A 12,929-nucleotide genomic window follows, 5' to 3' on the forward strand; every position below is an offset into this window, starting at 1 on the left:
CCGATACAGCAGGAACGAGGCAACCTGACTGGGAGTGAGACACCGTGGCAGGCGAGCAGAAGTCCAAGGCGAAGACGGAACAGGTCAAGGGCAAGGTCAAGGAAGCGGCCGGGCGGGCCGTGGGCAACGAGCGGCTCGAGGCCGAGGGACGTGCCGAGCAGGCCAAGGGTGACGCCCGCCAGTCGAAGGAGAAGGCGAAGGACGTCTTCAAGCACTGACCCCGACACACCACAGGAGGGCCCCCGCCCGGCGCACCGGAGCGGGGGCCCTCCCGCGTGCACGACGTCAGCTCTTGCGGCGGCCTATGAGATGCGGCTTGGCCTCCAGACCGTCCAGGCCGTGCCACGCCAGGTTCACCAGATGCGCCGCCACCTCCGCCTTCTTCGGCCGCCGCACGTCCAGCCACCACTGGCCGGTCAGCGCGACCATCCCCACCAGCGCCTGCGCGTACAGCGGCGCCAGCTTCGGGTCGAAGCCGCGGCTCTTGAACTCACGGCCCAGGATGTCCTCCACCTGGGTGGCGATGTCCGAGATGAGAGACGCGAAGGAACCCGTCGACTGCGGGATCGGCGAGTCCCGCACCAGGATGCGGAAACCGTCCGTGTACTCCTCGATGTAGTCCAGGAGGGCGAACGCCGCCTGCTCGCACAGCTCGCGGGGATGACCCGCCGTGAGCGAGCTGGTCACCATGTCCAGCAGGCGCCGCATCTCACGGTCCACCACCACCGCGTACAGCCCCTCCTTGCCACCGAAGTGCTCGTACACCATCGGCTTGGACACCCCGGCCTTCGCCGCGATCTCCTCCACCGACGTGCCCTCGAACCCCTTCGCCGCGAAAAGGGTGCGACCGATCTCCAGCAGCTGCTGGCGACGCTCCGCACCGGTCATCCGGGTGCGACGCACTCGCCGCGGCTTCTCATTGCTCGGGGTACTGCTGGAGTCGGTCGCCACGCCGTCCATCATGCCGCGTCGGCGGCCACCTTCCGCCGCCGGGAGCCGTCCCCGTCGGTGTTCCGGCGCGAATCGATACGCGAGCGTGACGGCCAGCGCACGTCGTACGCCCAGCCCAGCATCTCGAACCAGCGGATGAACCGCGCCGAGGAGTCCAGCTGGCCGCGCATCACACCGTGCCGCGCCGAAGTCGGGTCGGCGTGGTGGAGGTTGTGCCACGACTCCCCACAGGACAGGACCGCCAGCCACCACACGTTGCCGGAACGGTCACGCGACTTGAACGGCCGCTTGCCCACCGCGTGACAGATCGAGTTGATCGACCACGTGACGTGGTGCAGCAGCGCCACCCGCACCAGCGAACCCCAGAAGAACCCGGTGAACGCCCCCCACCAGGACATCGTCACCAGTCCGCCGATCACCGCCGGCAGCGCGAGCGAGAGCACGGTCCACAGCACGAACTGGCGCGAGATCGCCCGGAGCGCCGGGTCCTTGATCAGATCCGGCGCGTACTTGTCCTGCGGCGTCTGCTCCTCATCGAACATCCAGGCGATGTGCGCCCACCACAGGCCCTTCACCAGCGCCGGCAGCGTCTCCCCGAAACGCCACGGCGAATGCGGGTCGCCCTCCGCGTCCGAGAACTTGTGGTGCCTGCGGTGGTCCGCCACCCAGCGGACCAGCGGCCCCTCCACCGCCATCGACCCCATGATCGCCAGCGCGATCCGCAGAGGACGCTTCGCCTTGAAGGAACCATGCGTGAAGTACCGGTGGAAACCGATGGTGATGCCGTGGCACCCGAGGTAGTAGAAGAAGACCAGCAGACCGAGGTCCAGCCAGCTCACCCCCCAGCCCCAGGCCAGCGGCACCGCCGCCAGCAGGGCCAGGAACGGCACCACGATGAAGACGAGCAGCGCGATCTGCTCGATCGAGCGCTTCTGCTCACCGCCCAGAGTGGCGGAGGTCGTGGAGGAGTCGTCGGGCGCCGGTGAGGGGTCTTCGATCACGTCGGAGCTTGAGGTCATACGCGTCCCCTGTGGGGTGGTCGTGGGCTGGGAGAGTGCCGGGCCCGGGAGACCGCACCACACTCCCTACGGTCCCGTAACCTACGGCATCGTAAGTATGGCAGTGCGGCACCCGGCAGCAAGAGCCCGCGAGTCTGCGCGTCCGCACGGACACCTATCCTTGGAACGGTCGGACAGCGCGGTCCGTTCTGTTTTCTTCCCGGACGTCAGGCCCGCAAGCGGCCCCACCGCGGGGCCTGACGCCCGAGTTCCCTCCCGGACGAGCTTCAACACTGCAAGGAGCCGCATCTGTGAGCAGTGCCGACGACCAGACGACAACCAGCCCCGAGCTGCGCGCCGACATCCGCCGACTGGGTGACCTCCTCGGTGAGACCCTCGTCCGGCAGGAGGGCCCCGAACTACTCGACCTGGTCGAGAAGGTCCGCCGCCTCACCCGCGAGGACGGCGAGGCAGCCGCCGACCTGCTGCGTGGCACCGAACTGGAGACCGCGGCCAAGCTGGTCCGCGCCTTCTCCACCTACTTCCACCTCGCGAACGTCACCGAGCAGGTCCACCGCGGCCGCGAACTGCGCGCCCGACGCGCCGCCGAGGGCGGCCTCCTCGCCCGCACCGCGGACCGCCTCAAGGACGCAGACCCCGAACACATCCGCGAGACGGTCCGCAACCTGAACGTCCGCCCCGTGTTCACGGCGCACCCCACCGAAGCCGCACGCCGGTCCGTCCTCAACAAGCTCCGGCGCATCGCCGCGCTCCTGGAGACCCCCGTCATCGAGGCCGACCGCCGCCGCCACGACACCCGGCTGGCCGAGAACATCGACCTCGTCTGGCAGACCGACGAACTGCGCGTCGTCCGCCCCGAGCCCGCCGACGAGGCCCGCAACGCCATCTACTACCTCGACGAACTCCACGCCGGGGCCGTCGGCGACGTCCTCGAGGACCTCACCGCCGAACTCGAACGCGTCGGCGTCACCGTCCCCGCCGAGACCCGCCCGCTCACCTTCGGCACCTGGATCGGCGGCGACCGCGACGGCAACCCCAACGTCACCCCCCAGGTCACCTGGGACGTCCTCATCCTCCAGCACGAACACGGCATCAACGACGCCCTGGAGACGATCGACGAACTCCGCGGCTTCCTCTCCAACTCCATCCGCTACACCGGAGCCACCGAAGAACTGCTGGAGTCCCTCCGGACCGACCTCGAACGCCTCCCCGAGATCAGCCCCCGCTACAAGCGCCTCAACGCCGAGGAGCCCTACCGGCTCAAGGCCACCTGCATCCGGCAGAAGCTGGAGAACACCAAGCAGCGCCTCGCCAAGGGCACCCCGCACCAGCCCGGCCGCGACTACCTCGGCACCAGCGAACTCCTCGCCGACCTCACCCTCATCCAGACCTCCCTGCGCGAGCACCGCGGCGCCCTCTTCGCCGACGGCCGCATGAACCGCACCATCCGCACCCTGGCCGCCTTCGGCCTCCAGCTCGCCACCATGGACGTCCGCGAACACGCCGACGCCCACCACCACGCCCTCGGCCAGCTGTTCGACCGCCTCGGCGAGGAGTCCTGGCGCTACTCCGACATGCCCCGCGAGTACCGCACCAAGCTCCTCGCCAAGGAACTCCGCTCCAGAAGGCCCCTCGCGCCCACCCCCGCACCCGTCGACGCCGCCGGCGAGAAGACCCTCGGCGTCTTCCTCACCGTCAAGCGCGCCCTGGAGGTCTTCGGACCCGAGGTCATCGAGTCCTACATCATCTCCATGTGCCAGGGCGCCGACGACGTCTTCGCCGCCGCCGTCCTCGCCCGCGAGGCCGGCCTCGTCGACCTGCACGCCGGCTGGGCCAAGATCGGCATCGTGCCCCTCCTGGAGACCACCGACGAGCTCAAGGCCGCCGACACCATCCTGGAGGACATGCTCTCCGACCCGTCGTACCGCCGTCTGGTGGCACTGCGCGGAGACGTCCAGGAGGTCATGCTCGGCTACTCCGACTCCTCCAAGTTCGGCGGCATCACCACCAGCCAGTGGGAGATCCACCGCGCCCAGCGCCGCCTGCGCGACGTCGCCCACCGCTACGGCGTCCGCCTGCGCCTCTTCCACGGCCGCGGCGGCACCGTCGGCCGCGGCGGCGGCCCCTCCCAGGACGCGATCCTCGCCCAGCCCTGGGGCACCCTCGAAGGCGAGATCAAGGTCACCGAACAGGGCGAGGTCATCTCCGACAAGTACCTCATCCCGTCGCTGGCCCGCGAGAACCTGGAACTGACGGTCGCCGCCACCCTCCAGGCCTCCGCCCTGCACACCTCACCCCGCCAGTCCGACGAGGCCCTCGCCCGCTGGGACGCCGCCATGGACGTCGTCAGCGACGCCGCCCACGCCGCCTACCGCAGGCTCGTCGAGGACCCCGACCTCCCGTCGTACTTCTTCGCCTCCACCCCCGTCGACCAGCTCGCCGACCTCCACCTCGGCTCGCGGCCCTCCCGCCGCCCCGACTCCGGCGCCGGCCTCGACGGACTCCGCGCCATCCCGTGGGTCTTCGGCTGGACCCAGTCCCGCCAGATCGTCCCCGGCTGGTACGGCGTCGGCTCCGGCCTCAAGGCCCTGCGCGAAGCCGGCCTCGACACCGTCCTCGACGAGATGCACGGCCAATGGCACTTCTTCCGCAACTTCATCTCCAACGTCGAGATGACCCTCGCCAAGACCGACCTGCGGATCGCCCAGCACTACGTCGACACCCTCGTCCCCGACGACCTGCGCCACGTCTTCGACACCATCAAGACCGAACACGCCCTCACCGTCGCCGAAGTCCTCAAGATCACCGGCGAACGGGAACTACTCGACGCCACCCCCGTCCTCAAGCAGACCTTCGCCATCCGCGACGCCTACCTGGACCCCATCTCCTACCTCCAGGTCACCCTGCTCAAGCGCCAGCGTGACGCCGCGGCCGCAGGCCAGGAACCCGACCCCCTGCTCGCCCGCGCCCTTCTGCTCACCGTCAACGGCGTCGCCGCCGGCCTGCGCAACACCGGCTGACCCACACCCGCACGAAGGGCGCCCCCGAGATCCGGGGGCGCCCTTCGCACGTCACACGTCCCGCTACACCGCCAGGAACGCCGCCGACAGCAACGCCACCCCCGACCCCGCCAGCACCCACCCCAGCCGCGCCCGCCCCAGGCCACCCGCGACCACCACCGACGCCAACAGCAGCGCACCGCCCATCGGCACCCACGCGTACAACACCCCGGCACCACCGGACCGTACGACCTCGTCACCACCCGGCTTGATCACCACGGTGTACGTCCGCCCCTCGCGCACCGCCACCGACCGTTCGATCACCACCCGCGCCCGCGCCCGCGACCCCGACGACACCGGCGCGTACGGCCCCCAACAACGGTCCGCACCACAGCGCGCCACCTCGATCGTGCCCTGCTCCCGGCCCTTCGTCAGCATCACGTGCTGCGCCGTCCCCCAGGAACCCCACACCCCCGCCACCAGGATCAGCGACGCCACCGTCCACACCGCCACCCACCGGCCGAACCGCAACGCGGCGACCGAGGCCCGACGGGCGGAACCCCGGCGCGCGGGACGCCGGTGGGACGAGGCGGCGGTGGCAGGCATGGCCGGGATCATTGGCCATACCTGAACGGGCCGTCAACCTCGACGGGTGACAAGTCGCGAGTTGTCCCTACCTTTCCGCGACCCGCACCCCTGGCTCACGAGTTGTACGTCCCCTGCGCCCGCTCCAGCCCATCGATCACCAGACACTCCACCGCGTCCGCAGCCCGGTCCACGAAGTAGTCCAGCTCCTTGCGCTCCGCACCCGAGAAGTCCTTCAGCACGAAGTCCGCCACCTGCATCCGCCCCGGCGGCCGGCCGATCCCGAACCGCACCCGGTGATACTCCGCCCCGAACGCCTTCGTCATCGACTTCAGACCGTTGTGCCCGTTGTCCCCGCCGCCCAGCTTCAGCCGCAGCACCCCGTAATCGATGTCCAGCTCGTCATGGACGGCCACCACGTTCGCCACCGGCACCTTGTAGAAGTCCCGCAGCGCGTTCACCGGCCCACCCGACAGATTCATGTACGACATCGGCTTCGCCAGCACCACCCGGCGGTTCCCCGGCCCCGGCGGACCGATCCGCCCCTCCACGACCTGCGCCTGCGCCCGCCCCGCCCGCTTGAACCTCCCCCCGATCCGCTCGGCCAGCAGATCGGCCACCATGAACCCCACGTTGTGCCGGTTCATCGCGTACTCCGGACCCGGATTGCCCAGCCCCACGATCAACCAGGGGGCATTGGCGTCGGTCGTCACGTCCATGTCTCCTCGATACGCGCCAGCCGCTGCCCCCGAAGGGAACAGCGGCTGACGAACAAACGACGACGGTGAGGATCAGGCCTCCGCGGAAGCCTCCTCGCCCTCACCCTCGGCGACCTCCTCGGCCTGCGCGGCCAGCACCTGAAGCACGACGGTGTCGCCGTCGACGCCCAGCTTGGTGCCCGACGGCAGCGGGATGTCCTTGGCCAGCACCGAGTCACCGGCGGTCAGGCCCTCGACGGACACCGTCACGGACTCCGGGATGTGCGTGGCCTCGGCCTCGACCGGCAGCGCGTTCAGGACGTGCTCCAGCAGGTTGCCACCGGGAGCCAGCTCACCCTCGGTGTGCACGAAGATCTCGACGTTGACCTTCTCGCCACGCTGGACCAGCTGAAGGTCGACGTGCTCCAGGAAACCCTTGATCGGGTCACGCTGCACGGACTTCGGGATGGCCAGCTCGTTCGACTTGCCGTCGATGTCCAGGGCGATCAGGACGTTCGGCGTACGCAGCGCGAGCAGCAGCTCGTGACCCGGCAGCGTCAGGTGGATCGGGTCCGAACCGTGGCCGTACAGAACGCCCGGAACCTTGCTGGCACGACGGATGCGGCGGGCCGCACCCTTGCCGAACTCGGTACGGGACTCAGCGGCGATCTTTACCTCGGACATGGAAATCACTCCTCGTAGAAACAGCGACGGAAACAGTCACCCGGCCAACGAACGGCCTGCTACGAAGAGCGCGTCGATAACGGACCGCCGTACACACGTCCACACGTGTACGGCCTCCCTCGCCGAGCAACCTGAGCAGTCTACTCGGCGCGGGAGGCCGGAGAAAAATCGACCTCGAGCACTCCGCTGGCACGGGCGATCGATGCACGGGCGATTGCTGTGAGAAGCAGACCCGGGGGGCCTACTGCTCGTCGAACAGGCTCGTCACCGAACCGTCCTCGAACACCTCACGCACCGCGTTCGCGATCGTCGGCGCGATCGACAGCACCGTGATCTTGTCCACCTCCAGCTCACCCGGAGTCGGCAGCGTGTTCGTGAAGACGAACTCACTCACCTTCGAGTTCTTCAGCCGGTCCGCGGCCGGACCCGACAGCACACCGTGCGTCGCCGTCACGATGACGTCCTCCGCACCGTGCGCGAACAGCGCGTCCGCCGCGGCACAGATCGTGCCACCCGTGTCGATCATGTCGTCGACCAGCACGCACACCCGGCCCTTGACCTCGCCCACCACCTCGTGGACCGTCACCTGGTTCGCCACGTCCTTGTCACGCCGCTTGTGCACGATCGCCAGCGGCGCACCCAGACGGTCGCACCAACGGTCCGCGACCCGGACCCGGCCCGCGTCCGGCGACACGACGGTCAGCTTCGCGCGGTCCACCTTGCTGCCCACGTAGTCCGCCAACAGCGGCAACGCGAACAGATGATCCACCGGACCGTCGAAGAAGCCCTGGATCTGATCCGTGTGCAGATCGACGGTCAGGATCCGGTGCGCACCCGCCGTCTTCATCAGGTCCGCGATCAGCCGCGCCGAGATCGGCTCACGACCACGGTGCTTCTTGTCCTGCCGCGCATAACCGTAGAACGGCACGATCACCGTGATCGAACGCGCCGACGCACGCTTCAGCGCGTCGATCATGATCAACTGCTCCATGATCCACTTGTTGATCGGAGCCGTGTGGCTCTGGATCAGGAAGCAGTCCGCACCACGCGCCGACTCCTCGTAACGCACGTAGATCTCACCATTGGCGAAGTCGAAGGCCTTCGTCGGGACGACCCCGACACCCAGCTGGTGGGCGACCTCCTCGGCAAGCTCGGGGTGGGCGCGGCCGGAGAAGAACATCATCTTCTTCTCGCCGGTCGTCTTGATCCCGGTCACAGCACTGTCTCCTCAGAGGTGTCTCAGCCGACTGTCCAAGGACCTCGCCGCTGGGCGCGACGGGGCCGTCTCAGCTGGTGGGGGTGCGGGTATGCACCTCTCACGGTACGCCGTGTACAGCGCACCCGTCTCCGGTCAGCCTTCGCCGTCGCCCTCACGGGAAGCCGCCTCGGCAGCCTTCGCCGCCGCGCTCCCCGGACGCTTACGAGCCACCCAACCCTCGATATTCCGCTGCTGACCACGGGCCACGGCCAGCGAACCGGGCGGCACATCCTTCGTGATCACGGACCCGGCAGCGGTGTACGCGCCGTCCCCGACCGTGACAGGAGCCACAAACATGTTGTCCGAACCCGTCTTGCAGTGCGAGCCGACCGTCGTGTGGTGCTTGTGCTCTCCGTCATAGTTCACGAAGACGCTCGCCGCACCGATATTGGTGTGATCACCGATCGTCGCGTCACCGACGTACGACAGGTGCGGCACCTTCGTACCCTCACCGATGACGGCGTTCTTCGTCTCCACGTACGTACCGACCTTCGACTTCGACCCGAGCCGCGTACCGGGCCGCAGATAGGCGTACGGCCCCACGGTCGCCAGCGGACCCACCTCGGCCCCGTCGGCCACCGTGTTGTCCACCCGGGCCCCCGCGCCGACCCTCGTGTCCTTCAGCCGGCTGTTCGGACCCACCACGGCACCCTCGCCCAGATGCGTCACCCCGAGCAGCTGCGTCCCCGGCAGCACCACCGCGTCCTGCTCGAACGTCACCGCGACATCGACCCACGTCGTACCGGGGTCCACGACGGTCACACCCGCGAGCATCGCGGCAGTGAGCAGCCGGTCGTTGAGAATCCGACGAGCCTCCGCCAACTGCACCCGGTTGTTGATCCCCGCGATCTCCCGGTGATCACCGGCGACGGACGCACCCACCCGGTGGCCGGCCTCACGCAGAATGCCGAGAACGTCGGTCAGATACTCCTCACCCTGACTGTTGTCCGTTCGGACCTGCTTCAGCGCGTCGGCGAGCAACTGCCCGTCGAACGCGAACACCCCCGAGTTGATCTCCCGGATCGCCCGCTGGGCGTCCGTCGCGTCCTTGTGCTCCACGATCCCCGTGACCGCACCCGACACCTCGTCCCGCACGATCCGCCCGTACCCGGTGGCGTCCGGCACCTCCGCCGTCAGCACCGTGACGGCGTTCCCGTCGGCGTGATGAGTCGTGGCGAGCTGCGCGAGCGTCGCACCCGTCAGCAGGGGGGTGTCACCGCACACGACCACCACGGTCCCGTCCACGGCCCCACCGAGCTGCTCAAGCCCCATCCGCACGGCGTGCCCGGTGCCGTTCTGCTCCTCCTGCACCGCCGTGCGTACGGCGGGGTCGACCTCGGCGAGATGCGCGGTGACCTTCTCCCGCGCGTGCCCGACGACGACGACCAGGTTCTCGGGGTCCAACTCGCGAGACGCGGCCAGCACATGGCCCACGAGACTGCGGCCGCAGATGTCGTGCAGGACCTTCGGTGTGGCCGACTTCATACGGGTGCCCTCACCCGCTGCGAGAACGACGACGGCTGCCGGGCGAATGGCGCTCACGGAGTTGCCCTTCGGCTGTGGAGAGGTGGGACATCCGAAGGATACCGGGGCGTTTCCTGGCGGACATGTGAGTGGGCCCTGACGTTGCTGTCAGGGCCCACTTCAGCAGCTCCGCCGGCTGGATTCGAACCAGCGTCTCAAGGCTCCAAAGGCCTGCGGGATGCCGCTACCCCACGGCGGATTGCTGCCTCAAACCTTACCGGAGTAGGGAGGGGCATGATCCCGCCCTACGGAGTCCACCATGCCCGACCACCAGCCTTCGATGCGTCGGTACAGCTCGGCACCTTGCAACACGCTGATCACGAAACAACCTCGGTAGTCGTCGCCCACGTTCTTGCGAACAGTTTTGGGGTTGTGCTTCTTGATAGTCGTGCGCTGAAGCCGGGATGGGTCGACATCCGCCAGGTCCGCCCAGTAGCGCTCGGCGCCGATGACATCGGCAGTCATATGGATCATGACCCGGTAGCGCAGGCGCTCGGGCTCCACCCCGAGCAAGTTCAGCCAGGCCAGGAAGATTCGAATGACTCCGGGGTCGCTGTTGACGAACTGCACGTTCTCGCGTCTGGCATACGGCTTGTCCTTAGCGCCCTCGGCCCAGTAGAGCGCGACGCCGGTCATGAACAGGTCGCGTGGGCTCATCGAGCCTATTTCACTCGCGGCGGCTGTCTTGGTCCGCTGTCGTCGCTCGTCCCGCACAGCCAGCTCGTGCTCCCACCTCTTCCGCCCTGCCAGCCGAGCCTGCTCCGCGGGATCCCGCCGCTCCGGCTTCGGCAGATCCCGCACCCAGAGGGAGATCGAACTCTTCGAACAGCCCAGCTCGACCTCGATCTGGTCGTAGGTCCAGCCCTGGAGACGTAGTTCCCGGGCCTTGGCCCTCAGATCGTCCTTGGCCCTCGGCCGCTTCGTCCACTCCGGCGGGGGTTCCCCCTTCACGAGCTGGTTGAGGATGTCGTTGTTGTAGATCTTCAGCTCGTCCCTGATCTGCCGAAGGCTGAGCCCCGCCCGTCGTAGCCCGACCGCCTGCTTCCCCAGGGCCTCCAGGTCGGCGTACTTGCCGGAGGAAATTGCCATAGCCATACCGTCCTGCCGGAATGTGCTATTCCGGGGGCGAACGGGTCCTGTTCAGCAGTTCGAGGGATACCGGCGCGTTTCGAGGATGTTCGGTTGTGGCGTGTGGTGGGGAGCAGTCGGCGAAACTCGCCGGAAAATGCGGGGCGGGCGACCGTAGGGTGGAGGTATGACCACGACGGGGGAAGAGCACGCCTCGGCTCGGGGAGGGCCTTGGTGGTGGAGCAGGCGCCGCAGTGCGGTGTTCGACGGGAGTCTCGCGGTGCTGTCCGCCGCGGAGTGCGCGGTGGAGGGGTATCCGTTCGCGCGGGACGCGGGCGTGCCGGTGGCGGTGGGGGTCGTCTTCGGGTTGCTCGCCGGGTCGGTGCTGCTGGTGCGGCGACGGTGGCCGATCGCGGTGGTGCTGGTGTCGATCGCCATCACGCCGGCGCAGATGGGCTTCCTGATGGGGATCGTGGGGCTGTACACGCTGGCGGCGTCGGAGCTGCCCCGTCGGATCACCGCGTCGCTGGCGGGGATGCAGTTGGTGGGGACGTTGATCGTGACGTTCGTGCGGGTGCGGCAGGACATGGTGCGGGGGGATCTGGATCTGGGGGACTGGTTCATTCCGTTCGCCGCGATCACGACCTCGCTGGGGTTGACGGCTCCGCCGGTGCTGCTCGGGCTGTACGTGGGGGCGCGGCGGCGGCTGATGGAGAGTCTGCGGGAGCGTGCGGACAGTCTTGAGCGGGAGTTGCAGCTGCTGGCGGAGCGGGCCGAGGAGCGGGCGGAGTGGGCGCGCGGTGAGGAGCGGACGCGGATCGCGCGGGAGATGCATGACGTGGTCGCGCATCGGGTGAGCCTGATGGTGGTGCATGCGGCGGCGTTGCAGGCGGTCGCGCGCAAGGATCCGGAGAAGGCGGTGCGCAATGCCGTGCTGGTGGGGGACATGGGGCGGCAGGCGTTGACCGAGTTGCGGGAGATGCTCGGGGTGTTGCGCAGTGGTGACGGTGTGGGGGAGCGGCGTTCGTCGGTGCCGTTGGCGGCGGTGGAGATGGCCGCGGCGGCTGCCGCTTCGCGGGTGGTGGAGGAGGGGGAGGGGCCGTGTCTGTCGGAGTTGGACGAGTTGATCGGGCAGTCGGCGGCCGCGGGGATGGTGGTGGATCTGTTGGTGGAGGGTGAGGTGCGGGGGTACGCGCCGGAGGTCGAGCAGACGGCGTTTCGGGTGGTGCAGGAGGCGTTGACGAACGTGCACAAGCATGCGGCGGGTGCGAAGACGCATGTGAGGTTGGCGCATCGGGCGGCGGAGATCGCGATGCAGGTGGAGAACGAGCCGCCGCCGGAGGTGGGGTCGGCGTCGTCGGCGCGGTTGCCGTCGGGGGGCAATGGGCTGGTGGGGATGCGGGAGCGGGTGGTGGCTCTGGGCGGGGTGTTCGTGTCGGGGCCGACGGAGGCGGGGGGTTTCCGGGTGTCTGCGGTGATTCCGTCGGTGTAGTGGGGTTGCGGGGTTTTCTGGGGGGTGGGCCCGCCGGGGTGGCCTGGTCCGGGTCGGCGCGGCCGGGGGTGGGCCCGGTGGGGGTCAGCCGGCGGTGAGGCGGACGGGTTCGATGCCGGAGACGAGGGCGCCGAGGGCCTGGTCGATGTCGGGGCCGAGGTACCAGTCGCCGGTGTGGTCGAGGGCGTAGACGCGGCCTTCGGCGTCGATGGCGAGGAGGGAGTGGCTGTCGGTCTCGGCGCCGAGGGGGCTGACGTCGGTGTCGAGGGCGCGGCCGAGGTCGGCGAGGGTGCGGGCGAGGTGGAGGCCGTGGAGGGGGTCGAGGTGGACGGTGGCGGGGGCGATCTGCCGGCCGGGTCCGGTGGGGGTGATGTGCAGGCCGCCGAATTCGGCCCAGGCCTCCACGGCGGCGGGGAAGACGGCGTGGCGGTGGCCGGCGGGGGAGGTGTGTTCGCGTAGGGCGTCGGCCCAGATCTCGGCTTGTTTGATGTCCCAGCGTCCGGGTTGCCAGCCGGCGGCGCGCAGGGCGGCGTCGACGGGTACGGGGAAGCGCGTGGTGGTGCGGTCGGGGTGCATCTGCCCTTCGTTCGTCGGGGTCATGGGTCGGCTGGGGCCGTCGTGCGTGTGTGGGGCGCTGTGTGTGGGGGTGGG

General features: G+C 69.0%; 12 protein-coding genes and 1 tRNA gene. 3 read left to right on the top strand and 10 right to left on the bottom strand.

The window, feature by feature from the left end:
- Positions 1-44: 44 nt before the first annotated feature.
- The gene (locus tag ACZ5Y0_RS13345) at positions 45-218 is read left to right on the top strand and encodes a CsbD family protein (protein ID WP_363086575.1); all 174 of its coding nucleotides are present in this window, start codon (positions 45-47) and stop codon (positions 216-218) included.
- Positions 219-285: 67 nt separating this feature from the next.
- On the opposite strand, the gene ACZ5Y0_RS13350 is transcribed toward ACZ5Y0_RS13345, so the two are convergent.
- A complete protein-coding gene (locus tag ACZ5Y0_RS13350) occupies positions 286-963 on the bottom strand; it encodes a TetR family transcriptional regulator (protein ID WP_469128766.1) in 678 nt (225 codons plus the stop codon).
- Positions 960-1,970: an acyl-CoA desaturase gene (locus tag ACZ5Y0_RS13355; protein WP_469128767.1), complete on the bottom strand. Its 1,011-nt coding sequence runs from the start codon at positions 1,968-1,970 to the stop codon at positions 960-962. The genes ACZ5Y0_RS13350 and ACZ5Y0_RS13355 overlap by 4 nt, the downstream gene beginning before the upstream one ends.
- A gap of 290 nt (positions 1,971-2,260) precedes the next feature.
- Here ACZ5Y0_RS13355 and ppc point away from each other — a divergent pair, with 290 nt between their 5' ends.
- Positions 2,261-4,990: a phosphoenolpyruvate carboxylase gene (ppc, locus tag ACZ5Y0_RS13360; RefSeq protein WP_469128768.1), complete on the top strand. Its 2,730-nt coding sequence runs from the start codon at positions 2,261-2,263 to the stop codon at positions 4,988-4,990.
- 63 nt (positions 4,991-5,053) lie between these two features.
- On the opposite strand, the gene ACZ5Y0_RS13365 is transcribed toward ppc, so the two are convergent.
- The 7 genes from ACZ5Y0_RS13365 to ACZ5Y0_RS13395 form a co-directional block, all read right to left on the bottom strand.
- Positions 5,054-5,587 (bottom strand): hypothetical protein, encoded by a 534-nt coding sequence (locus ACZ5Y0_RS13365; protein WP_469128769.1) that lies wholly within the window; start codon positions 5,585-5,587, stop codon positions 5,054-5,056.
- Between the two features lie 83 nt (positions 5,588-5,670).
- Positions 5,671-6,273, bottom strand: a complete 603-nt coding sequence (gene pth, locus ACZ5Y0_RS13370; protein WP_469128770.1) for an aminoacyl-tRNA hydrolase — start codon at positions 6,271-6,273, stop codon at positions 5,671-5,673.
- 72 nt (positions 6,274-6,345) lie between these two features.
- Positions 6,346-6,936 carry a 50S ribosomal protein L25/general stress protein Ctc gene (locus ACZ5Y0_RS13375; RefSeq protein ID WP_469128771.1) on the bottom strand — a complete coding sequence of 197 codons (591 nt, stop codon included), beginning with the start codon at positions 6,934-6,936 and terminating at the stop codon, positions 6,346-6,348.
- A gap of 241 nt (positions 6,937-7,177) precedes the next feature.
- A complete protein-coding gene (locus ACZ5Y0_RS13380) occupies positions 7,178-8,152 on the bottom strand; it encodes a ribose-phosphate diphosphokinase (RefSeq protein ID WP_467511542.1) in 975 nt (324 codons plus the stop codon).
- Between the two features lie 135 nt (positions 8,153-8,287).
- Complete coding sequence (glmU, locus tag ACZ5Y0_RS13385; RefSeq protein ID WP_469128772.1) at positions 8,288-9,736, bottom strand: bifunctional UDP-N-acetylglucosamine diphosphorylase/glucosamine-1-phosphate N-acetyltransferase GlmU; 1,449 nt, start codon at positions 9,734-9,736, stop codon at positions 8,288-8,290.
- 109 nt (positions 9,737-9,845) lie between these two features.
- Positions 9,846-9,917 (bottom strand) — tRNA-Gln (locus ACZ5Y0_RS13390).
- A gap of 8 nt (positions 9,918-9,925) precedes the next feature.
- On the bottom strand, positions 9,926-10,807 hold the full coding sequence (locus tag ACZ5Y0_RS13395; protein WP_469128773.1) for a hypothetical protein: 882 nt from the start codon (positions 10,805-10,807) through the stop codon (positions 9,926-9,928).
- Positions 10,808-10,973: 166 nt separating this feature from the next.
- Here ACZ5Y0_RS13395 and ACZ5Y0_RS13400 point away from each other — a divergent pair, with 166 nt between their 5' ends.
- On the top strand, positions 10,974-12,278 hold the full coding sequence (locus ACZ5Y0_RS13400; protein ID WP_469128774.1) for a sensor histidine kinase: 1,305 nt from the start codon (positions 10,974-10,976) through the stop codon (positions 12,276-12,278).
- An 84-nt stretch (positions 12,279-12,362) separates the two neighbouring features.
- Here the strand turns inward: ACZ5Y0_RS13400 and ACZ5Y0_RS13405 are convergent, their stop codons facing one another.
- Complete coding sequence (locus tag ACZ5Y0_RS13405) at positions 12,363-12,854, bottom strand: SUKH-3 domain-containing protein (RefSeq protein ID WP_469128885.1); 492 nt, start codon at positions 12,852-12,854, stop codon at positions 12,363-12,365.
- Positions 12,855-12,929 lie beyond the last annotated feature (75 nt).

Source organism: Streptomyces sp. NPDC033216, from assembly GCF_055577115.1.